The sequence below is a fragment of the Bordetella genomosp. 13 genome, from assembly GCF_002119665.1.
GTDB lineage: Bacteria > Pseudomonadota > Gammaproteobacteria > Burkholderiales > Burkholderiaceae_B > Bordetella.
Window position 1 is genome coordinate 4,224,095 of the sequence record NZ_CP021111.1, and the last position, 22,018, is coordinate 4,246,112.

Here is a 22,018-nt window from a genome sequence, read left to right on the forward strand (position 1 = left end):
GCATCATACGCCTGGCCGAGGGCCGCCCGCGCCGCCTTGCGCGCATCGCGGCATCCGCCGCGGCCCACACACGAGCGGCCCGCCGCGCCTCGCTGCGCCCCGAAGCACCTTGATGTACCATGGCCTCGCGCATCCGCCGCGCTTCGAACCATGGCCATACAGAACGACTCGCTCTCCTCCCTGCCCGACGCGCCGCGCATTGTCGCGCCGCAGCCCGTCTCGCCCAACGAAGAATCCATCGAACGCGCCCTGCGTCCCAAGGCGCTGCAGGAATACGTGGGCCAGGCGCGCGCGCGCGAGCAGCTCGAGATCTTCATCGCGGCGGCGCGCGGACGCGGCGAGGCGCTGGACCACGTGCTGCTGTTCGGTCCACCCGGCCTGGGCAAGACCACGCTGGCGCACATCATCGCGCACGAAATGGGCGTGCAGCTGCGCCAGACCTCCGGCCCCGTGCTGGAGCGCCCCGGTGACCTGGCGGCGCTGCTGACCAACCTGGAACGCAACGACGTTCTCTTCATCGACGAGATCCACCGCCTCTCGCCCGTGGTCGAGGAAATCCTCTACCCGGCGCTCGAAGACTTCCAGATCGACATCCTGATCGGCGAAGGCCCCGCCGCGCGCAGCGTCAAGCTCGACCTGCAGCCCTTCACGCTGGTCGGCGCCACCACGCGCGCCGGCATGCTGACCAACCCGCTGCGCGACCGCTTCGGCATCGTCTCGCGACTCGAGTTCTACGACGTGGCCGACCTGTCGCGCATCGTCACGCGCAGCGCCGGCCTGCTCAACGCCGTCGTCACGCCCGAGGGCGCACAGGAAGTCGCCCGCCGCGCGCGCGGCACGCCCCGCATCGCCAACCGCCTGCTGCGCCGCGTGCGCGACTATGCCGAAGTGAAGGCCGGCGGCACCATCGACGCCGACGTCGCCGGCCGCGCCCTGTCCATGCTGGAGGTCGACCCGCAGGGCCTGGACCTGATGGACCGCAAACTGCTCGAAGCCATCGTGCACAAATTCGACGGCGGCCCCGTAGGCGTGGACAGCCTGGCCGCGGCCATCGGCGAAGAGCGCGACACCATCGAAGACGTGATCGAACCCTACCTGATCCAGCACGGCTACCTGCAACGCACCCCACGCGGCCGCATGGCCACGCAGACCACATGGCGCCACCTGGGACTGGCAGTACCCGCGGGTCGAGCCGGCGGGGATCCGAGCGGGAATCTGTTCGATTGAACGTCTATGCGATACGGGCGCTTCGGACAGGGCGCTGCGATTCTTTGAGTTCTTAAGTCGCCTCCGCGCGGCTTCCCGGCGTGGGCGGGCCAAGTCGTTCGGCTCGGGCGCGCCATCAGGCGCCCTCGGCCCCCTGCGGGGGCTTCCCTCTCTCCAATTGGCCGTCCCACGCCGGGAAGCCACGCGGAGGCTGATGAAGAATCAGGCCATCGATGGCATGGCGAACGTAGGCGCGATTCACGGCGGCCATGACGAAGCGTCTGCGCGCCTTCGCTGCCGCGCCATCGGCGCCTCAGTTTCTATTGCCCATGCGGCCGCACAACGTTCCAAGGAACCTACGAGCAAATCCGGCCAGCCACACCACAACTTGACGCCAGCCGCCGCTGCCCTGCCCCCTCCCGCATGACGTTGTCGTGAGTCCTCTGGCTGGTTCAGGCGGGCCGTGACGGCCAATTGGAGGGAGGGAAGCCGCGTAGCGGCCGAGGGCGCCTGATGGCGCGCCCGAGCCGAGCGACTTGGCCGGCGCGGCCCGCCTGAACCAGCCAGAGGACGTCATCCGAGCAACACAATGCCACGACAGCAAACGCTGCCTCAAAAAAAATCAGCCCCCTAGTCCACCATCAAGCAGGACAAGGAATCACCGATCCGCCACATGCCGCAAGATATCCTCGCCATAAGCCTCGAGCTTGCGCGCCCCCACGCCGCTGATATGCCCCAGCTCGTCCATCGTTGAAGGCCGCGCCTGCGCGATCTCCCGCAACGTCGCGTCGTGGAAGATCACATACGCCGGCACGCCGTGGTTCTTGGCGACTTCGCCGCGCCACGCCCGCAATGCATCGAACAGCGGCTTGGCTTCGGCAGGCAGCTCCACCGCCTCCGCCCGCGCCCGCTGCGTGCCGCGCGAACGTTCTTTCTTCTCGGGTTCGCGGCGCAGCATCAGTTGCCGCTCTCCCTTCAGCACCGCGCGGCTGTCCTCGGTCAATGCCAGGGTTCCGTAGCCTTCGTGGTCCACCATCAGCAGGCCCTGCGCCAGCAATTGGCGCAGCACCCCGCGCCATGCCTGTTCCGACAGATCCGCCCCGATCCCGAACACGCTGAGCGACTCGTGATCGTGCTGGCGCGTGCGATCGGTGCTCTTGCCGCGCAGGATGTCGATGATGTGCCCCGCCCCGTAGCGCTGGCCGCGCTGCTGCAGCCGATACACCGCCGACAGCACCTTCTGCGCCGCCACCGTGCCGTCCCATGCCTGCGGCGGGTCCAGGCAGACGTCGCAATTGCCGCAGGCCGAGATGGTCTGGCCGAAGTAGTTGAGCAGGCGCACGCGCCGGCATTCCACCGTCTCGCACAGCCCCAGCATCGCGTCCAGCTGCTGCCCCAGGCGACGGCGATAGATCTCGTCGCCCGGCGACTCGTCGATCATGCGGCGTTGCTGCACCACGTCCTGCAAGCCATACGCCAGCCAGGCCGAAGCGGGCAGCCCGTCGCGGCCCGCGCGGCCGGTTTCCTGGTAGTAGCCTTCCACCGACTTGGGCAGGTCGATGTGCGCGACGAAGCGCACGTCCGGCTTGTCGATGCCCATGCCGAACGCAATGGTGGCCACCATGACGATGCCGTCCTCGCGCAGGAAGCGCGACTGGTTGGACGCGCGCACCGCGGCGCCCAGTCCGGCGTGATAAGGCAGCGCGTTGATGCCCTGGCTGCACAGGTAGTCGGCGGTTTCCTCGACGCGGGCGCGCGACAGGCAGTACACCACGCCCGAATCGCCCGCGTGCTCGGTGCGGATCAGTTCCAGCAGCTGGCGGCGCACGTCGTTCTTCTCGACGATGCGGTAGCGGATGTTGGGCCGGTCGAAGCTGGCAACGAAATGGCGCGCATCGTCCAGCGCCAGGCGCTGCGCGATCTCGGTGCGCGTGACGGCCGTGGCGGTGGCCGTCAGTGCGATGCGCGGCACGTCGGGCCAGCGCTCGTGCAGCATGGACAGCTCGAGGTACTCGGGCCGGAAATCGTGTCCCCATTGCGATACGCAGTGCGCCTCGTCGATGGCGAACAGCGCGATGCGGCCGCGATCCAGCAGCTCGAGGCAGCGCTCCGTCATCAGGCGCTCGGGCGCCACATACAGCAGGTCGAGTTCGCCCGCCAGGAAGGCCTGTTCGACCTCGCGGGCCACGCGCCACTCTTGCGTGGAGTTGAGGAAAGCCGCGCGCACGCCCAGCTCGGTCAGCGCATCGACCTGATCCTGCATGAGGGCGATGAGGGGCGAGACCACGACGCCGGTGCCCTCGCGCACCAGGGCCGGGACCTGGTAGCACAGCGACTTGCCGCCGCCGGTGGGCATCAGCACCAGGGCATCGCCGCCGTCGATGACGTGCTGGACGATGGCCTGCTGGTCGCCGCGGAAGGATTCGTAGCCGAATACGCGCTGGAGCACCCCCAGGGCGCGCGCGTCAGACATGGATAGCAACCGTATGCATCATGCCGCGATTTTAAGCCGCATTTGCGCGTTGCCCGCCGCCAGCGCGCATTAACGGCGCGCTGTTCAATATCCCAGCCAGCGGCCGCGCATGAAGGCGTCGACCGGCATGGAGATATTGGCGCGCACGTCGTAGTCGCCCGTGACGATGTCGCGGTCGGCGCCCACGGCGAACTGCACCTGCGGCGCCAGCTGGATGCTCTGCACCAGTCCGACGCGGCGCTCGTCATCCGAGGGATCCAGTCCGCTGCCCAGCGTATAGGTGCCGCTGAGCGTGCCCAGCCCCGAAATCGGCAGACCCGCCGTCCAGATATTGCGGCTGTACGGCGAGGCGGCGCCCGACTCGTAGGTGGACAGATCGCTGAAGCCGCTCTGCGTACGCTCGGTGATCACGCCGACCCGCAGCTCGTCGATGACGTTCACGTCATAGCCGATGCGATAGCGCCGGGCCGCGACGGCGTCATAGGTGCTTTGCATGACGCCCGCCTGCACGCTGCCGTAAGGCCCCGCCCTGTAGGTGGTGCCCACGCCGCCGGCCGTGAGCGAAGGCGCGCTCTGCAACTGGCCCTGCAGGGTGACGTCGGGCATCAGTCCGTAGCTGAAGCTGCTGCTGCCCACCGAGGCCCCGTACACCACGGCGCCCGACGTGGCGGACAGGTCGGTATTGTTGAGGCGGCCGATGGACGAGGTATAGCCGAACTCGCCGGGCTCGAGCTTGCCGTCGGCAGGCGGCGGACTGGACAGTTGAAGCCCGCCGATGGCCAGCGACGGGCTGCCCCACGACAGCGCATTGGTGTTCAGGTTGCCCACCGCCACCGTGGGCCCGTCCGCTTCGCGATAGGTCCAGTTCCGGTCGCCATACACCATGCCCGTCTGCGAGCCGACCGATGCGAACCAGCGTTTGCGGGGCTTGGCTATGCCGTAGACCACCTGCATCTTGCTGCCCGGCCCGAGATCCGAGGGCTGCAGTTCCAGCGCGTATTGCGGCTGGGGATCCGGCGCCGCCCAGTCAGGTTCGACCATGGCCGCGGCGCACAGCAAACCGACGTCGTCGTCGTCCAGGCACGGATCCGGCGGCAGCTCGTGGGCCTCGAGCGCCGAGACGGGCCGCACGGGCAGCGGCAACGCGGGGGCGAGCACGCCGATGCCATAGCGCGCGACCTCGAAGTCGCCGGATTCGGTCTGCTGCACCCGCACGGCGCGCCGCATGGGGCCGCCGGATTGCGCGACCTGCACCGGACGTTGCGTCGCGGCGGCCGTGCCGGCAGGCGAGCCGCCCTCGCCCGGCGTGGCGCACGCGCCCAGGGTGGCGCTGCCAGCCAGTCCCACCGCAAGGGCGACGCGAGCCACCGTGCGCCGGGAGGGCGCGCGGGCGGGCTCGGGCCTTCGCGGCGAGAACAGTGGGCAAGGCATGGGAGTTTGTCCTGGATAACTGCCGCGACAGCGCGCGACGGACATTCCGATTTTAATGGCTGACCACGCCACCGCACCAAACGGGGACAAAGCAAAACAATGGCGCGGTATATTTCAATTGATTTCCACCTCTTGCCCGACGTGCCCCGCCGCGTCACTATCCCGCCATGGATCAACCCCACACCAAGCTGCTGGTCGTCGACGACGATCCCGCGCTGCGGCAATTGCTGGCCGATTACCTGAATCGGCACGGCTACGACACCCTGCTGGCGCCCGACGCCAACGACCTGGCCGCGCGAATCACCCGCTACGCGCCGGACCTGCTGGTGCTGGACCGCATGCTGCCCGGCGGCGACGGCGCCGATGCCTGCCGCCGCCTGCGTGAACAGGGCGAAGACCTGCCCGTCATCCTGCTTACCGCGCGCGACGAGGCCGTCGACCGCATCATCGGCCTGGAGGCCGGCGCGGACGACTACCTCGGCAAGCCGTTCGATCCTCGCGAACTGCTGGCCCGCATCGAGGCGGTGCTGCGACGCAAGCGCGGCCCCTCGGCGCTTACCAAAGACTCGCCCGTCTCGTTCGGCCCGTTCGTGTTCGACCCGGCCACGCGCCAGCTGCTGCGCGACGGCACCGCGGTCAAGCTGACGGGCGGCGAGATCAATCTGCTCGAGGCCCTGGTGCGCAACGCGGGCAAGCCGCTGTCGCGCGAACGCCTGCTGTCGCTGGCGCGCGACGACGACGGCGGCGAGCGCAATGACCGGGCGATCGACATCGCCGTCCTGCGGCTGCGCCGCGCCATCGAAGAAGACCCCAAGCAGCCACGCTGGATCCAGACCGTCTGGGGCATCGGCTACCGGTTCTCTCCCTGAGGATGACGCCGTGATCCGGCTTCATCCGCGCATGCTGCTGCCGCGCTCGCTGCGCACGCGCCTGATCCTGCTGGTGCTGGGCGCCGTGCTGCTGGCCCAGGCGGCCACGCTGACCACGGCCTCGTACTTCCGCGACAGGTTCATCGAGACGGTCGGCATCGACTATCTCACCACCACCATCCGCACATTGCGCGCGGCGCTGTCGCAGGTGCCGGCCGAGGACCGGCCGGACTTCGTGCGCGTGGCCTCGCAGAACCAGTGGCGGCTGTGGTCGCGCGTGCTGCCGGCCGAGGCGCGGCTGCAGCGCCGCGAGCACCTGCCGCCGCGACGCGACCGCCCTCCCGAGACCGACGACGTACGCCGCGACCTGCGCGGGCTGGTGCGCGAACTGAACGAGCGCCTGAACGACGGCACGCGTGTGGCGCTGTCGCGCGGTCCCGATCCCGAGCTGTACATATCGCTGGCGCCCAATCCCGCCACCGAGGACGCCCCGCTGCTGCGCGAATGGCTGGTGATTCCGCTGGATCGCCTGGACCCGCCGGTGGCCACGCCGCTGGTGGCGATATGGCTGGCCGGCCTGGGCGTGGTGCTGCTGCTGGCCGCGGGCTTCTCGTGGCACATCACGCGTCCCATCACGCGCCTGGCCGATGCCGCCGACCGGCTGGCGGCCGGCCAGCCTCAGCGGGTCGAACCCTCCGGCCCGCACGAGACGCGCGTACTGGGTGAACGATTCAACGCCATGCTCGACGCGCTGGCCGAATCGGACTCGGTGCGGCGCACGATGCTGTCCGGCCTGCCGCACGACCTGAAGGGCCCACTGTCGCGCATGTGGCTGCGCATCGAGCTGACGGACGACCCGGCGCTGAAGGAGGGCCTGCGCAAAGACCTGCAGGACATGCAGCACATGGTCGACCAGTTCATCGGCTTCGTCCGCGGCACCGATCCCGCGGCCTATCACTACTCGCCGCTGGCGCTGCCCGAATGGCTGGCCGAGCGCGTGGCGGGCTGGCAGGGCGCGGGCACCGACGTCAGGCTGCACCAGGCCGACGACAACGGCATCGTCATCAACGGCGATGCCGTCGCGCTGGGCCGGCTGCTGGACAACCTGATCGGCAACGCATTGCACCATGGGGAACCGCCCATCGACGTGGCGCTGCGGCGCGAGGGCCAGACCGTCATTGTGGAAGTGGCCGACCACGGCCCGGGCATCGCGGCGGATCGGCGCCAGGAAGCGCTGCGCCCCTTCGCCCGCCTGGATGACGCGCGCACGCGCACGGGCAACGTGGGCCTGGGCCTGGCGGTGGCCGAGGCCATCGCGCGCGCGCACGGCGGCACGCTGGAACTGCGCCAGGCGCAGTCGGGCGGCCTGCTGGTGCACATCGAACTGCCGCTGGCGGCGTGAGCGCCCGCCGCCCTCAGGGCGGCGGCAGCGCGAGATTCGCAGCCCGGCGCTCGCGGCCGAACACCGAACGGTAGGCCAGCACGTTGAAGACCAGCACCACCGGCACGCCGATCACGGCGCCCGCCATCACCAGGCGCATCGAGGCCACCGCGCCCGAGCCGTCCCAGATCGTCATGTCGTCCAGGATCAGGTAGGGGAAGAAGCTGTAGGTCAGCCCCGCCAGCATCAGCACGTACAACAGCACGCACAGCGCGAAGGGCAGCCAGCTGAAGCGGTCGGCCTTGCCGGGCAGGCGCGCCAGCAGCATCTCGATGCCGACGAAGCACAACAGCATCGCGACCCACACGGCCACCGCCAGGCCCAGATGCGCGTCATCGCTCCAGCGGTAGAACACGCCCGAGTTGGCAAGGCCCAGCGCCACGGCCACGGCCACCATGCCGACGGAGGTCCAGCGCGTGGCATGGCGGGCCCAGGCCACCGCGCGGCGCTGCAGGTCGCCGTCGACCCGCATCACCAGCCAGCACGCGCCCAGCAGCGCATAGGCCGCGATGCCGCACGCGCCGGTGAACAGCGAGAACCAGCCATAGCCCGCGTCGCTTTGATAACCGGTGGCCACGCGGCCCAGCACGGCGCCCTGCCCCACGGCGGTCAACACCGAGCCCAGCCAGAACGCCAGAATCCAGCGCGGCTTGTGCTCGGTGCGGGCGCGGATGCGGAATTCGAAGGCCACGCTGCGCAGCATCATGCCCACGCCCATGCAGGCCAGCGGCCCGTACAGTTTGCCGAACACCGTGCCCCAGGCGAACGGAAAGGCAGCACAGAACAGGCCGATGCCCAGCAGCGGCCAGAACTCGTTGGCATCGCGCCACGGGCTCAGCAGGCCCATCATGCGGCCGCGCGTCTCGGAAGGCGCCAGCTGCAGCAGCACGCCCACGCCGACGTCGAAACCGTCGAGCACGATGCCGGCCACGATGAGCAACAGCAGCAGCGCCATGAAGGCCAGCGGCATCCAGAAGGCGGGATCGCCGGGCGTCAGGCCCAGCGAGGCGGCGAGCATGTCGATCATGTGCCGCCCCCCACGGCCTTGCGGACCGGCACCACGCCATAGCGGGCGGCATGCAGCAGCATGCCGACGAAGGCCAGGCCCAGCAGCAGGTACAGCAGCAGATAACCGGCAAGCCCGTAGGTCAGCGTGGACTGCGCGGCCGGCCCCAGGATCTCGGACTGCGTCACGCTGCGGTTGACGGCGTACGGCAGCAGGCCCAGCAGCGAGACCCACCAGCCGGCGATAGCGGCCACGCCGCCGAAGAACGTCATGCCCGTCAGTGCGCGCAGCCACCAGGCGGGCAGCGCGGACGGGTCGAGATTGCGGCGCCAGCCCAGCATCAGCGTCAGGCACGCGGCCGCCAGCATCGCCAGCCCCAGCAGCACAGCGGCCCGCGCCGACCAGAACACCAGGGCGACCGGCGGCCGCATGCCGGCGAACTTGTCCAGGCCCAGGAAATGGCCCTGCGCGTCACGCCCCAGCAGGCGGCCGCCGGTACGCAGGCTCCAGGAGTACAGGTTGCTCTGGCTGGAGACGTCGGGCCAGCCGAACACCGTGAATTGAGGCACATCGCCGCTGTGCCAGTATCCGGCCAGCGCCGCGGCCTTGGCCGGCTGATGCAGCGCCACCACGTCGGCCATGCCAATGGCCGCAGGCGCCTGCAGCAGCGCGGCGATCGCCCCCACCACGGCTGCCGCCTTGAAGGCGTTGCGCTCGCCCTCGCCGGGCGGACGGCGCAGCGTCTGCAGCGCGGTCACGCCCATGATCAGGAACGCCGCCGCCAGCGCCGCGCCCAGCACGGTCAGCGCCATGCTCCATCCGAACGAGGGGTTGAAGACCACCGCCTGCCAGTCGTAGACCTGATAGCGGCCGTCGACCAAGGCCGCCCCGTCGGGCGTCTGCATCCACGAATGCAGCGCCACCAGCCAGCCCACGGTCAGCAGCTGTCCCACCGCGACCATCAGCACCGCCAGCGTATGCGCGGCATCGGAAACGCGCCGCTGGCCGAACAGCATGACGCCCAGGAAGCACGACTTCAGCACGAAGACCGACAGCACGCCGTACCCGATCAGCGGCCCCGCGACGTTGCCGATCTTGTCCATCAGGCCGCCCCACAGGCTGCCCAGCTGCACCAGCACGGGCAGCGCCGAGGCCAGCGCCAGGACGAAACACAGCGCGAAGATGCGCACCCAGAAGCGATAGGCAGCGGTCCAGCCGGGCTGGCCGGTAAGCCGGGCCCGTATTTTGAACAACAGCAGCATCCAGGCCAGCGCCAACGCCACGGCCATGAACAGCGCCAGGAAACTGAAGCTGGCCAGGAAGTGCGCGCGCGCCAGCAATAGCGGGGGGATATCCATGATGGCCGGTAGTGTAGAACCAAATGGGCCCACCCCCGAGCGCTGCGTCGCCCCCTCGAGGGGGCGACGCAGCGGACCGGCAGAGCCCGGATCCGCGCGTCCCCGATCGACTTGCACCGGTTTCTTGCCTAGAAGGTGTTGCTTGGCCACATATCGGTTCCGGCCTTCGGCGGCTTCAGCCCCGAACGTGGCAAAATTGTCGCTTTGTCGCTGCTATTTCCGATTCTTTCAGAATGACCACTGCTCCGACGCCGCCCGCGGCCAGCAACTTCCTGCGCAACATCATCGAAGACGACCTGGAAAACGGCCGCTTCCAAGGCAAGCGCTGGGCCGGCCGGCCCGGTCCGGCAGCCCTGCAGCAGCAAGGCGGGCTCGACCCGGCCCGCATCCGCACGCGGTTTCCGCCCGAGCCCAACGGCTACCTGCACATCGGCCACGCCAAGAGCATCTGCGTGAACTTCGGCATGGCTCGCGAGTACGGCGGCGTATGCCACCTGCGCTTCGACGACACCAATCCCGAGAAAGAAGAGCAGGAATACGTCGACGCCATCGCCGAGGCGGTGCAATGGCTGGGCTTCGACTGGCGCGCCGACGGCAACGACAACCTGTACTTCGCCAGCGACTACTTCGGGTACATGTACGAGTTCGCCGAGGCGCTGATCGAAGCCGGCCACGCCTACGTCGACGAACAGACCGCCGACCAGATCCGGCTCAACCGCGGCACGCTGACCGAACCGGGCATCGATTCGCCATGGCGCGATCGGCCCGCGACGGAGTCGCTGGTACTGCTGCGCGAGATGCGCGACGGCAAGCATCCCGACGGCAGCCTGGTGCTGCGCGCGCGCATCGACATGCGCTCGCCCAACATCAACCTGCGCGATCCGGTCATGTACCGCGTGCGGCACGCCACCCACCATCGCACCGGCAACCAGTGGTGCATCTATCCCATGTACAGCTGGGCGCATCCGGTGGAAGACGCGCTGGAAGGCATCACGCACAGCATCTGCACACTCGAGTTCGAAGACCAGCGGCCCTTCTACGACTGGATCCTGGCCCGCCTGGCCGAACTGGGCAAGCTGGCCGCGCCGCTGCCGCACCAGTACGAATTCGCGCGCCTGAACCTCACCTACATCGTCACCAGCAAACGCAAACTGCTGCAGCTGGTGCGGGAAGGCCACGTCAGCGGCTGGGACGATCCGCGCATGCCCACGCTGTTCGGCCTGCGCCGCCGCGGCTATACGCCCGCATCGATCCGCCTGTTCTGCGACCGTACCGCCGTGTCCAAGTCCGACTCGCGCATCGACTACGGCCTGCTCGAGCAGGCCGTGCGCGACGACCTCGATCCCATCGCGCCGCGCGCCGTGGCCGTGCTCGACCCGCTGAAGCTGGTCATCACCAACTATCCCGAGGGGCAAAGCGAGATGTGTACCGCCCCGCGCAACCCGCATGACCCCGAGGCCGGCCACCGCGAGTTTCCGTTCTCGCGCGAGCTGTGGATCGAGCGCGACGACTTCCGCGAGGATCCGCCCAAGAAGTACTTCCGTCTCTTCCCCGGCAACCAGGTGCGCCTGAAGTACGGCTACGTCGTGCGCTGCACCGGGATGGTCAAGGACGACAGCGGCAACGTCGTCGAGGTGCATGCCGAATACCTGCCCGACACGCGCAGCGGCACGCCGGGCGCGGACAGCGTCAAGGTCAAGGGCAACATCACCTGGATCAGCGCGGCGCACGCCGTGCCGGCCCAGGTGCACCTGTACGACCGTCTGTTCGCCGACCCGCACCCCGACGCCGGCGACAAGGATTTCCTGACCTGCCTCAACCCGAATTCGAAGCAGACCGTGCAGGCCTGGCTCGAGCCGGGTACCGTGGCCGAGCCGGGCGCCACCTGGCAGTTCGAGCGCCTGGGCTACTTCACCGCCGACCGGGTCGAATCCACGGCCGACGCGCCCGTGCTGAACCGCATCGTCACGCTGCGCGACTCCTGGGCCGCCTGACCACCGCCATGAATACCGAATCGCTTGCCCTGGATTTCAAGAGCGCCACCCTGTATGCGGTGCGCGTGGTGCTGCACAGCGCCGACACCGGCCGCCTGGCCGACGCGCTGGCGCAGCGCATGGCCGACGCGGGCAGCTTCTTCGAGCACGAACCCGTGGTCATCGATGCCAGCCGCATCGACGATGCCATCGACTGGCCGCAACTGCTGGACGCGCTGCGCGAGCACAACCTGCCGCCCATCGGCGTGGTGGCCGAAGGCGCGAATCTCGAGGCCGCGCGCGCGGCCGGCCTGACGCCGGTCGACCTGTCCACGGCGGCGCCGCGACCGCAGGCGCCCGATGCCGCGGCCGCGGTGCGCGCCGCCGAAGCAGCGGCGGTGCCCGTGCCGCAGGCCGTCTCCGCCCCGCCGCCCGCGGCGCCCGCGGCCGCCCCCACGGACGCCCCTGCGGTCTCCCCGGAACCGCAGCCGCAGGCCGACGTCGAGGCCGAGGCGCCAGTGGCCGCGCCGGCTCCGGCGCCGGCCCCGTCGGCCATGGTGATCAACCGTCCACTGCGTTCGGGCCAGCGCGTGTATGCGCGCCAGACCGACCTGGTGGTCATCGGCATGGTCAGCCAGGGCGCGGAGGTCATCGCCGACGGCAACGTGCACGTGTACGGACCGCTGCGCGGCAAGGCCATGGCCGGCGCGCGCGGCGACACCTCGGCACGCATCTTCACCACGCAGCTCGATGCCGAACTGCTGGCCGTGGCCGGCGTGTACCGGGTCGTGGAGGCCAAGCTCGACCCCAGCCTGCACAACCAGCCCGCGCTGGTGTGGCTGGATGGCGAGGCCTTGCGCGTCGAGCCGCTGAAGGGCTAGGCAGCACCGGCGGACACGGTCCGCCGCTCCATCTTGTAAGAAGCCTTAAACGGGCTTTTTGCTTTACGATAACGCGATTTATTCGAACATAAGGGTTTCACGGTCATGACACGTATCGTTGTGGTGACTTCCGGCAAGGGCGGGGTAGGCAAGACGACCACCAGCGCAAGCTTCTCTTCCGGATTGGCGATGCGGGGGCACAAGACGGCAGTCATCGACTTCGACGTGGGCTTGCGCAACCTCGACCTCATCATGGGTTGCGAGCGCCGCGTCGTGTACGACTTCGTCAACGTGATCCAGGGCGAAGCTTCCCTGAAGCAGGCTCTCATCAAGGACAAGCAGCTCGAGAACCTGTTCGTGCTGCCCGCGTCGCAAACGCGCGACAAGGATGCGCTGACGCAGGAAGGCGTGGGCAAGGTGATAGACGAGCTCAAGGAAATGGGCTTCGAATACATCATCTGCGATTCCCCTGCCGGCATCGAGACGGGCGCGCTGCTGGCCGCCTACTACGCCGACGACGCGCTGGTCGTCACCAACCCCGAGGTCTCGTCGGTGCGCGACTCCGACCGCATCCTCGGCATCCTGGCCGCCAAGTCTCGCCGCGCCATCGAGGGCGAGGATCCGGTCAAGGAATATCTGCTGCTCACCCGCTACAACCCCAAGCGCGTCAACGACGGCGAAATGCTGTCGCTGACCGACATCGAGGACATCCTGCGCATCAAGCTGATCGGCGTCGTGCCCGAATCGGAAGCTGTGCTGCAGGCGTCCAACCAGGGCCTGCCTGCCATCCACCTGAAGGACACCGATGTGTCCGAGGCCTACAAGGACGTGGTGGCGCGCTATCTGGGCGAAGAACGGTCTCTGCGCTTCACCGACTACAGCAAGCCGGGGTTCCTCAAGCGTCTTTTCGGAGGAAAGTAGACGATGTCGTTCCTGTCGTTCCTGCTGGGACAGAAGAAGACCTCGGCCAGCGTGGCCAAAGAACGCCTGCAGATCATCCTGGCGCACGAGCGCTCGGGCCGCGGCGATTCGCCCGACTACCTGCCCCAGCTGCAGCAAGAGCTGGTCGCCGTCATCTCGAAGTACGTGCACATCAATCCCGAAGACATCAAGGTCAACCTCGAGCGCCAGGACACGCTGGAAGTGCTTGAAGTGAAGATCGAGATCCCGCAGCCCGACGCGTCCTGACGCGGCTCGCATGCGCAAAAAAACGCCCGGCCAGCGCCGGGCGTTTTTCATTGTGGGGAATACGGACCGTGGGAAGCGGTCGCTCGCCGCGAGGACTGCGGCCCGAAGGCTGCGGACCGCGGCTTACTTGCCGACTTGGTCGCCGATGATGCCGCCCAGGGCCGCACCGCCGACCGTGCCCAGCACGCCGCCGTTGGTGATGACCGCACCGGCAACGCCGCCCAGGGCGGCGCCGCCCACGGTGCTTTTCTGACGGCGGCTCATGCTGTCCCACGAGGAACACCCCGCCATGGATACGGCCAGCAGAGCGGCCAGGCAGGCTTTGGAGAAGGTCTGGATCGTCATGGCGAGACTCCTAATCTGTCGGGAAGTGCTCGCGTCGCATCGGCCGCGATGGGTGCAATCCAAAAGTCGCACTCCCCTTTATCGAGCCTACAGGATCGCAGACTTGCAGCACATCGTGCTGTGAGGTTTGCCCAGGATTTGTGTCAATGGGTTGGACCCGCGGGCGCGCTACGCCGGGGGAGCCGATTGGCGTTGCATCTTACTTGACCAGACGTAACACGTCGCGGAACCTGGGATGGTCGCAAGTTTCGAGCCACTCGAATATTGCCATCTCGGAACTGACGATATCGGCGCCGCCCGCCCGCGCGCGCCGCGATGCGGCGTGGTGGTCGGCGGGCCGGCGCGAACCGCAGGCATCGGACACCATCGCCACCTGCCAGCCCCGATTGCGCAGATCCAGCAGCGTCTGCAGCACGCATACGTGAGCCTCGGCGCCGGCCACCAGCACGGTGCGGCGCGCTGGCGGCAGCCAGGCCTCGAAGCCATCCTCGCGCGCCGCGGAGAAGTGCCGCTTGGGGAATACCGCGTCCAGCTCGACGGCCAGCTCGGGCACCGTGGCGCCCAGCTTCTCGGCCTGGTGCTCGGTGCCCACGACCGGCACGTCCAGCAATCGTGCCGCGCGCGCCAGCTTCAGCGTGGCGGCGACCACGGCGTCGCCGTCATGGATGGCGGGCAGCAGCCGGGCCTGCATGTCGATGACCAGCAGCGTGCAATCGGCGGCGTTCAGCGAAATGGCGGGCATGGCTGCTGGGACGCCTTTTACTTCAGCGCCTTGTAGCGCAGGCGCTTGGGCTTGGCGCCCTCTTCGCCCAGGCGCTTCTTCTTGTCGGCCTCGTACTCTTGGTAGTTGCCGTCGAAGAACACCACCTGCGAGTCGCCCTCGAAGGCCAGGATGTGCGTGGCGATGCGGTCCAGGAACCAGCGATCGTGGCTGATGACCATGACGCTGCCGGGGAACTCGAGCAGCGCGTCTTCGAGCGCGCGCAGGGTCTCGACGTCGAGGTCGTTGGACGGTTCGTCCAGCAGCAGCACGTTGCCGCCCGCGATCAGCGTCTTGGCCATGTGCAGGCGGCCGCGTTCGCCGCCGGACAGCTGGCCCACCACCTTGTTCTGGTCGCCGCCCTTGAAGTTGAAGCGGCCCAGGTAGGCGCGCGACGACATCTCGAACTTGCCCACCGTCAGCAGGTCGGCGCCGTCGGACACGGCGTCGAACACCGTCTTCTTGTCTTCCAGCGCATCGCGCGACTGGTCGACGTAGGCCAGCTTGACGGTCTGGCCGATCTTGACCTGGCCCGAATCGGGCTGCTCGCGGCCGGCGATCATGCGGAACAGCGTCGACTTGCCGGCGCCGTTGGGGCCGATGATGCCGACGATGGCGCCCGGCGGAATCTTGAAGCTGAGATTGTCGATCAGCAGGCGGTCGCCATAGGCCTTGCTGACGTTCTCGAACTCGATGACTTCGCTGCCCAGGCGCTCGCCGACCGGAATGAAGATTTCCTGGGTCTCGTTGCGCTTCTGGTATTCGTAGGACGACAGCTCTTCGAAGCGGGCCAGGCGGGCCTTGGCCTTGGCCTGGCGGCCCTTCGGATTCTGGCGCACCCACTCGAGTTCTTTCTTGATGGTCTTCTGGCGAGCCGATTCAGAGGCCTCTTCCTGCTTCAGGCGCGCCTCTTTCTGTTCGAGCCACGTGCTGTAGTTGCCCTTCCAGGGAATGCCGTGGCCGCGGTCAAGTTCGAGGATCCATTCGGCCGCGTTGTCCAGGAAGTAGCGATCGTGGGTGACGCCCACCACGGTGCCGGGGAACTTGTGCAGGAACTGTTCCAGCCACTCGACGCTTTCGGCGTCCAGGTGGTTGGTGGGCTCGTCCAGCAGCAGCATGTCGGGCTTGGAAAGCAGCAGGCGGCACAGCGCCACGCGGCGCTTTTCGCCGCCCGACAGGTTGCCCACGATGGCGTCCCAGGGCGGCAGGCGCAGCGCGTCGGCGGCGATCTCCATCTGGTGCTCGATGTCGTCCGCGCCGCTGGATGCGGCCGCGGCGATGACGGCCTCGAGCTCGGCCTGTTCGGCGGCCAACGCATCGAAGTCGGCATCGGGTTCGGCATAGGCCGCATACACTTCGTCGAGCCGCTTCTTGGCCGCCATGGCGGCGCCCAGGCCTTCCTCGACCGCCTGGCGCACGGTGTGCTCGGGATTCAGCTGCGGCTCTTGCGGCAGATAGCCGATGTTGAGGCCGGGCATGGGGATGGCCTCGCCCTCGATCTCCTTGTCGACGCCGGCCATGATCTTGAGCAGCGTGGACTTGCCCGAGCCATTCAGGCCCAGCACGCCGATCTTGGCGCCGGGGAAGAAGGAAAGCGAGATGTCGCGCAGGATCTGCCGCTTGGGCGGCACGATCTTGCCGACGCGATTCATGGTGTAGACGTATTGGGCCATGGATGCCGGAAATGGGGAATGCGGGTTGCTCGAATAGGCGATTGTAGGCCCTTCGCCGGTACGTCGCCGCACGCTCCGATGCGTACCCGAAGATTAGGGCGTCCGGCGTCGTGCGGGCGCGCCGGGATCGCGCGACAATACTGTTTTCCTTCTTCGTCCAGGCCGCCATGTCCGCCTCCGCCACCCCGCCCGCTTCGGTCGCCCGATTCAGCCAGCCCGAACTCGAGATGCTGGCCAAGACGGCCGACGCCATGAGCGCCTATCTGGGCCAGCCCGTGCTGGCCGAGATAGGCACCGACGACACCGGCCTGGAATGGGTCAGCTTCGGCGTGCCCCTGGACGAGGCCGCCAAGGAAAGCGACGCCGACCCTGTGCACGTGCAGCTGGGCGGCACGGGCGCGCGTCTGCTGGGCCAGCGCGGCGGCCTGCCGGAAAGCACGGAGGCCTATGACTGCCTGTTCCTGTGGGCCGTGCAGATTTCGACCAACGAAGGCGAGCGCTTCATCAAGATCGACCAGGACGGCGAAGAGTCGGCGTGGTCGGACGAATTGGTCGACGTGCTGCCGTTCTCGCTGCAGGACGAGGAACTGTCGGCCTCGGACGACGACGAAGACGACGATGAGGACGATGAGGACGATGACGAGGACGACGCGGCGGACAGCCCGGATGGCGTCCGCTATCGCTGAACGCCCATAGCAGTTCGACGAGGGAACCGCGCCGCCGGCGCCCTGTCCCATTCCTGAGTGTATGGATAGGGCCGCCGATGACCGACGTTTCCACGACCATTGAATCCCCGCGTTCCGCCGGTAACCGGCTGCGGCGCGCGCTGACGTGGCTGCTGGTGCTGGCGCTGCTTGCCGGCGCGGCCTGGTGGAGCTGGCCGCGCCTGCCTTCCGTATGGCGCGCTCCCTGGCACGTGCTGCGCCTTTCCATGCAGCCCATTCCCGCATCGCTGCCCGTTCCGGTAACCGGCGTGGCGCCGCGGCAGCTGACCGACACCTGGGGCGCATCGCGCAGCCAGGGCCGCACGCACGAAGGGATCGACATCTTCGCCAAGCGCGGCACGCCTGTGGTCTCCAGCACCGAAGGCGTAGTGTCCAGCGTGGGCACGAACAACCTGGGCGGCAAGGTGGTGTGGGTGCTGGGCCCGGGCCGCCAGATGCACTACTACGCGCACCTCGACGGCTACGCCGACATCGAGCGCGGCGACCTGCTGCAGCAGGGCGACACCGTGGGCTATGTGGGCAATACGGGCAACGCGCGCGGCACGCCGCCGCATCTGCACTATGGCATCTACCAGGCAGGCGGAGCGATCAACCCCTATCCCCTGCTGACGATCCATACGCGGCTGCCGCGCTGAGTCCGCGCATCAATGCGCTACCTACCACACCTGCCGGTGCCGATCGCGCCGGTACAACGCGTAGCCCAGCGGCCACAGCAGCCACACCAGCGCCAGCGCGCCCGGCTGCGTGAGCCGGTACTTGCCGATGGCGCTGGGCAGGCCCGAGCGCTCGAGATGCAGGCGGAAGCGCGTATAGCGGGCCGCGGCCATGAGGAACACGCGCGGCCGGCGTCGAAACAGCGGCATGTGATGCTGCAGCATGTCCCAGGCCAGCAGGTACAGGCCCTGCACGTTGCCTGCCGAGACCCCGCCGCGGGTCAGGCTGCCCGACGTATCGTGATAGATGCGCACCACGCGGTTGACGAAGCGCTGCCGATAGCCCGCGCGCGCGATCTTCCACCAGACCAGGCTTTCCGGCACGAAGCCTTCGACGTCCTCGGGATACGGAAAGCGCCGCAGCACCTCGGTGCGCATACAGCTGAACTTCTCGCCGCGCACGCGATGATGGAAATACATGTCGATGGCCGTGCCGTCGCGCAGGTCATCGGGATAGCGGTCGCCGACGATGCTGCCGTCGGGGCGCGCGCACAGGCCCGTGACGGAGACGTAGGAATCGCGCAGCGCGTGGGGTATCGCGTTCCACTCTTCGCGGAAGATGTCCAGCGCATCGGGCGCCAGCTCGTCGTCGCTGTCCAGCGCGATCAGGAACTTGCCGGCGGCCTCGCGCACGCCGCGGTTGATCGCCGCCTTCTTGTGCCGGTTGCGCTGCCACACGTAGCGTATGCGAAAATTCGCGCGAGCCTGCCAGGCCAGCACGATCTGGTGCGTGGCGTCGGTGGAACCGTCGTCCACCACCACCCATTCGAAGTCGCGGCACGTCTGCCTGGCCAGCGATGCATAGACCCGCGGCAGCGTGTCACCCCGGTTGTAGGTCGGTGTGACGACCGAAAATAGACATTGTGGATCGGTCATGCGCGCATTGCCCGCGCTGGGCGGTCGAGCAGGATGGTGACGAGGCGCCCAGTGTATGGGATGCGTGCCGTGCAGCAGGTATCAGGAATTCCGGATTTTGCAATCGAATATGACATCTCTCGCCAGCACGCCCGAGACCGAATCGCGCAATGTGCAACTGAACGACATCGCGCTGTTCGTCGAAGTGGCGCGGCGCAAGAGCTTCAGCCTGGCCGCGCGCGCGCTGGACATGCCGACCTCCACGCTGTCGCGCCGCATCAACCAGCTCGAGCAGGCCATCGGCATACGGCTGATCAACCGCAACACGCGGCGGCTCGAACTGACGGACGCGGGCACGGTCTACCTGCAGCGCTGCCAGGGCCTGATCGACGAGGCTAGGCTGGCGCACGAACAATTGCTTGCGCTGTCCGACCGTCCGAAGGGACGGCTGGGCATCTCCATGCCCTACAGCCTGGCGATCTGGCTGTTGCCCGAAGCCCTGCGAGACTTCACCGACCGCTATCCCGAGCTGGACTGCGAGTTCGACCTGAGCATGCGCTCGAGTTCGGATTCGCACGGCACGCCGTACGACGTGATCCTGCGCTTCGGCCACGGCCAGGAAGACACGGGGGCGGACGCGAGCTCGGTGGTGCACGAGGTGCAGACGCTGGACAGCTACCTGTACGCGTCGACGGAGTATCTGGAGCGTCACGGCGAGCCGCGTTCTCCCGCCGACCTGGCGCAGCACCAATGCCTGCGCACCGCCATCGACGACGCCTATTCGGAATGGAACCTGTACAACGGCAGCGAACGCGTACGGGTGCACGTCGATGGCCAGGTGGCCGGCAACAACATCAGTGTGATGGGCACGTTGGCCGGCCTGGGCATGGGCATCACGCGGCTGCCCTACTGCCTGGCGCTGGACCCGGTGATCAAGCGCAACTCGCTGCAGCGCGTGCTGCCGGAATGGCGGGTGGACCCCATCTCGGTGTATGCGGTGTTTCCCTCCAACCTGCTGCCGGCCAAGACGCGCGCGTTCATGGAATTCATCATGCCGATGCTGAAGCCGGCGGATTGAACGCGGCCCGCGCATAACGAAAAACCCCTCTTGCGAGGGGTTTCTTTTGCCGTCCGCAAGAACGGACGACGCATGCCTGGAACGGGCGCGGGCTGCTTTTCAGCGCGCCCGGCACGCGCGGCTTAGACGCGCTTGACCTTTTCCAGCATCTTGAAGACGCCCTTGGGCGACTTGACGAAGAGGCGCTTGAACGCCTTGCCCAGGCAGCGGCGTTCCAGAGTGTTGCGACGTACGCGTTTACGTTCGGCCATGACTATAGCTCCAGTGGATTCGGGTTCGGGTTCGAGTTGGGGCTCGAGTTCCCGTACAGGTGGTTTCTCGTCTGGCCGAAAAGGCGGACGGCGAAATCGGGATAACTCGGCATTCTAGCCGTGAACGCGGGCGCCTGGCAAACCGGCTGTGGCGCGTCAATCAGGGACAAAGCCGCGCGCGTCATGCCTGATTCAGCGCCGCCTGTACCTGGTCGGGACGCGGCAAGGGTTCGACGGCGCCATAGCCCTGCGTGGACAAGGCTGCCGCCGTGTTGGCATAACGCACGGCCGCCAGCCAGTCGTCGCCCTGGCAGCGCCGGGCCAGCAGGTTGCCGGCAAAGCAGTCGCCCGCGCCCGTGGCATCGACCGCCTGCACGCGCTTGCCCGCCACCGCGACGCGCTGCCCATCCGCATCGATCATTGCGCCGTCCTTGCCCAGCTTCAGCACGACCGCGCCCGGCGCGCCCGCCTGCCGTATCCAGTCCAGCGTGCGCTGCGGGTCTTCGTGACCCGTGAAATGGCGCATGTCGTCCATGCTCGGCAGGAACAGGTCGGCATGCCGCATGGCTTCGCACAGGATGGCGCGGGCGCGGTCCAGCGGCCACAGCCGCAGGCGCAAGTTGGAATCCAGGCTGACCTGCCCGCCCGCGCCGCGCGCACGGGCCATCGCCGCGAACACGGTGTCGCACGCGCTGGTGCTGATGGCCAGGCTGATGCCGGACACGTGCAGGAAGCGCGCGCGCTCGACCACTCCGGCGCCGATGTCGTCGGGACGCATGCGCGCGGCGGCGGAGTCGCGCCGCAGATAGCTGAATTCGTGGCCGTCCGGGCCATGCTGCACGAAGTAGACGCCGGTGTGCGCGTCGCGGTCGACCTTCACGCCTGAGGTGTCCACGCCTTCGGTGCGCCACAGCTGCTGCAATTGCCGGCCGAAGGCGTCGTCGCCCACGCGCGTGAGATAGGCGCAGCGCGCGCCCTGCCGGGCCGCCGCAATGACGGCGTTGGAGGTATCGCCGCCGTAGCCCTGGCGATAATCCGGCTCGCCGGGCCGGGTCTGGTTGAACTCGATCATGGCCTCGCCCAGGCCGACCACATCGTACTCAGCCATGATGACCAGCCTCCGCGCGGATCTGCATGATCTGGCGCACCAGCGCGGCGGTGTCCCGCGCGGCGAACGCCTGCTTGTCGTACAGGTTGCTGCCGATGCCCACCAGCGCCGCGCCGGCCGAGAAATACTGGCCCATGTTCTCGCGCGTGACTCCGCCGGTCGGACAGAACACCGTGTCGGGAAAGACCGACCGCAGGGCAGCCAGATGGCCGGGGCCGCCCGTATCGGCGGGAAATATCTTGACGACGTCGGCGTCGGCGGCGCGAGCCGCGAGCACTTCGGTCGGCGTGAAGGCGCCCAGCAGGCACAGCGCGCCGGCCGCGTGGGCCATCTCGACCAGACCTGGCGTATGGCCGGGCGACACCAGGAAATCCGCTCCTGCCACCAGGGCCTCGCGCGCCTGGTCTTCGTCCAGCACCGTTCCCACGCCCAGCAGCAGGGCGTCGCCGTGCTTGTCCCGCAGGGCGCGCACCAGGTCGGCCACGCCGGGAATGGTGCAGGTCAGTTCCAGCGTGTCGCAGCCGGCCGCCACCGCCACTTCGACGGCGTAGGCAGCCTGGGCGGCATCGGGATAGCGCAGCACGGGCACGACGCGTGCTTGGAGCAGGCGCGCGCGCCGCGCGGCGGGATCGGACCGGGTCATAACACCTCTCGCAACTTCGTTGACGGAATGGAATACACCTT

The 22,018-nt window shown here is 68.1% G+C and carries 21 protein-coding genes; 10 read left to right on the forward strand and 11 right to left on the reverse strand.

Translation table 11 applies throughout. The features are described 5' to 3' along the window. Window positions 1–150 precede the first annotated feature (150 nt). Window positions 151–1,227, forward strand: a complete 1,077-nt coding sequence (ruvB, locus tag CAL15_RS19085; protein ID WP_086079935.1) for a Holliday junction branch migration DNA helicase RuvB — start codon at window positions 151–153, stop codon at window positions 1,225–1,227. Between the two features lie 637 nt (window positions 1,228–1,864). On the opposite strand, the gene recQ is transcribed toward ruvB, so the two are convergent. Both recQ and CAL15_RS19095 read right to left on the reverse strand, forming a co-directional pair. After that, window positions 1,865–3,679 carry a DNA helicase RecQ gene (recQ, locus tag CAL15_RS19090; RefSeq protein WP_086079936.1) on the reverse strand — a complete coding sequence of 605 codons (1,815 nt, stop codon included), beginning with the start codon at window positions 3,677–3,679 and terminating at the stop codon, window positions 1,865–1,867. An 84-nt stretch (window positions 3,680–3,763) separates the two neighbouring features. Beyond that, complete coding sequence (locus CAL15_RS19095; protein ID WP_086079937.1) at window positions 3,764–5,110, reverse strand: hypothetical protein; 1,347 nt, start codon at window positions 5,108–5,110, stop codon at window positions 3,764–3,766. Window positions 5,111–5,277: 167 nt separating this feature from the next. Between CAL15_RS19095 and CAL15_RS19100 the strand changes: the two genes are divergently transcribed. Continuing rightward, window positions 5,278–5,979, forward strand: a complete 702-nt coding sequence (locus tag CAL15_RS19100) for a response regulator (RefSeq protein ID WP_086079938.1) — start codon at window positions 5,278–5,280, stop codon at window positions 5,977–5,979. Window positions 5,980–6,010: 31 nt separating this feature from the next. Continuing rightward, on the forward strand, window positions 6,011–7,381 hold the full coding sequence (locus CAL15_RS19105) for a sensor histidine kinase (RefSeq protein ID WP_420042561.1): 1,371 nt from the start codon (window positions 6,011–6,013) through the stop codon (window positions 7,379–7,381). Window positions 7,382–7,394: 13 nt separating this feature from the next. On the opposite strand, the gene CAL15_RS19110 is transcribed toward CAL15_RS19105, so the two are convergent. Next, a complete protein-coding gene (locus tag CAL15_RS19110) occupies window positions 7,395–8,447 on the reverse strand; it encodes a cytochrome d ubiquinol oxidase subunit II (RefSeq protein WP_086079939.1) in 1,053 nt (350 codons plus the stop codon). Continuing rightward, window positions 8,444–9,784 carry a cytochrome ubiquinol oxidase subunit I gene (locus tag CAL15_RS19115; protein WP_086079940.1) on the reverse strand — a complete coding sequence of 447 codons (1,341 nt, stop codon included), beginning with the start codon at window positions 9,782–9,784 and terminating at the stop codon, window positions 8,444–8,446. Before CAL15_RS19115 ends, CAL15_RS19110 begins: the two co-directional genes overlap by 4 nt. A gap of 233 nt (window positions 9,785–10,017) precedes the next feature. Here CAL15_RS19115 and CAL15_RS19120 point away from each other — a divergent pair, with 233 nt between their 5' ends. The 4 genes from CAL15_RS19120 to minE all read left to right on the forward strand — a co-directional run bounded on the left by CAL15_RS19120 (window position 10,018) and on the right by minE (window position 13,826). Next, entirely contained in the window at window positions 10,018–11,778 is a 1,761-nt protein-coding gene (locus CAL15_RS19120; protein WP_086079941.1) for a glutamine--tRNA ligase/YqeY domain fusion protein, read from the forward strand. Between the two features lie 8 nt (window positions 11,779–11,786). Then, window positions 11,787–12,638 carry a septum site-determining protein MinC gene (gene minC / locus CAL15_RS19125; RefSeq protein WP_086079942.1) on the forward strand — a complete coding sequence of 284 codons (852 nt, stop codon included), beginning with the start codon at window positions 11,787–11,789 and terminating at the stop codon, window positions 12,636–12,638. A 105-nt stretch (window positions 12,639–12,743) separates the two neighbouring features. After that, complete coding sequence (gene minD / locus CAL15_RS19130; protein WP_086079943.1) at window positions 12,744–13,559, forward strand: septum site-determining protein MinD; 816 nt, start codon at window positions 12,744–12,746, stop codon at window positions 13,557–13,559. Window positions 13,560–13,562: 3 nt separating this feature from the next. Beyond that, the gene (gene minE, locus CAL15_RS19135; protein WP_086079944.1) at window positions 13,563–13,826 is read left to right on the forward strand and encodes a cell division topological specificity factor MinE; all 264 of its coding nucleotides are present in this window, start codon (window positions 13,563–13,565) and stop codon (window positions 13,824–13,826) included. Window positions 13,827–13,949: 123 nt separating this feature from the next. On the opposite strand, the gene CAL15_RS19140 is transcribed toward minE, so the two are convergent. The 3 genes from CAL15_RS19140 to ettA form a co-directional block, all read right to left on the reverse strand. Further along, entirely contained in the window at window positions 13,950–14,171 is a 222-nt protein-coding gene (locus CAL15_RS19140) for a glycine zipper 2TM domain-containing protein (protein ID WP_086079945.1), read from the reverse strand. 199 nt (window positions 14,172–14,370) lie between these two features. After that, complete coding sequence (locus tag CAL15_RS19145) at window positions 14,371–14,913, reverse strand: isochorismatase family protein (protein ID WP_086079946.1); 543 nt, start codon at window positions 14,911–14,913, stop codon at window positions 14,371–14,373. 17 nt (window positions 14,914–14,930) lie between these two features. After that, window positions 14,931–16,604 (reverse strand): energy-dependent translational throttle protein EttA, encoded by a 1,674-nt coding sequence (ettA, locus tag CAL15_RS19150; RefSeq protein ID WP_086079947.1) that lies wholly within the window; start codon window positions 16,602–16,604, stop codon window positions 14,931–14,933. Between the two features lie 167 nt (window positions 16,605–16,771). On the opposite strand from ettA, the gene CAL15_RS19155 reads away from it, so the two are divergent. Together CAL15_RS19155 and CAL15_RS19160 are read left to right on the forward strand one after the other, a co-directional pair. Continuing rightward, window positions 16,772–17,290: a hypothetical protein gene (locus CAL15_RS19155; RefSeq protein ID WP_086081186.1), complete on the forward strand. Its 519-nt coding sequence runs from the start codon at window positions 16,772–16,774 to the stop codon at window positions 17,288–17,290. 77 nt (window positions 17,291–17,367) lie between these two features. Next, entirely contained in the window at window positions 17,368–17,964 is a 597-nt protein-coding gene (locus CAL15_RS19160; RefSeq protein WP_086079948.1) for a M23 family metallopeptidase, read from the forward strand. Between the two features lie 21 nt (window positions 17,965–17,985). Here CAL15_RS19160 and CAL15_RS19165 read toward each other — a convergent pair whose 3' ends face one another. Continuing rightward, the gene (locus CAL15_RS19165) at window positions 17,986–18,918 is read right to left on the reverse strand and encodes a glycosyltransferase family 2 protein (RefSeq protein ID WP_086079949.1); all 933 of its coding nucleotides are present in this window, start codon (window positions 18,916–18,918) and stop codon (window positions 17,986–17,988) included. A 109-nt stretch (window positions 18,919–19,027) separates the two neighbouring features. On the opposite strand from CAL15_RS19165, the gene CAL15_RS19170 reads away from it, so the two are divergent. Then, window positions 19,028–19,975 (forward strand): LysR family transcriptional regulator, encoded by a 948-nt coding sequence (locus tag CAL15_RS19170; protein ID WP_086079950.1) that lies wholly within the window; start codon window positions 19,028–19,030, stop codon window positions 19,973–19,975. 122 nt (window positions 19,976–20,097) lie between these two features. Here the strand turns inward: CAL15_RS19170 and CAL15_RS24800 are convergent, their stop codons facing one another. From CAL15_RS24800 to CAL15_RS19180, 3 genes are all read right to left on the reverse strand, one after another. Next, window positions 20,098–20,226, reverse strand: coding sequence for a hypothetical protein (locus CAL15_RS24800; protein WP_019936597.1), 129 nt, complete (start codon window positions 20,224–20,226; stop codon window positions 20,098–20,100). 181 nt (window positions 20,227–20,407) lie between these two features. Beyond that, the gene (locus tag CAL15_RS19175; protein ID WP_086079951.1) at window positions 20,408–21,334 is read right to left on the reverse strand and encodes a sugar kinase; all 927 of its coding nucleotides are present in this window, start codon (window positions 21,332–21,334) and stop codon (window positions 20,408–20,410) included. Continuing rightward, the gene (locus tag CAL15_RS19180) at window positions 21,327–21,977 is read right to left on the reverse strand and encodes a bifunctional 4-hydroxy-2-oxoglutarate aldolase/2-dehydro-3-deoxy-phosphogluconate aldolase (protein ID WP_086079952.1); all 651 of its coding nucleotides are present in this window, start codon (window positions 21,975–21,977) and stop codon (window positions 21,327–21,329) included. The genes CAL15_RS19175 and CAL15_RS19180 overlap by 8 nt, the downstream gene beginning before the upstream one ends. Window positions 21,978–22,018 lie beyond the last annotated feature (41 nt).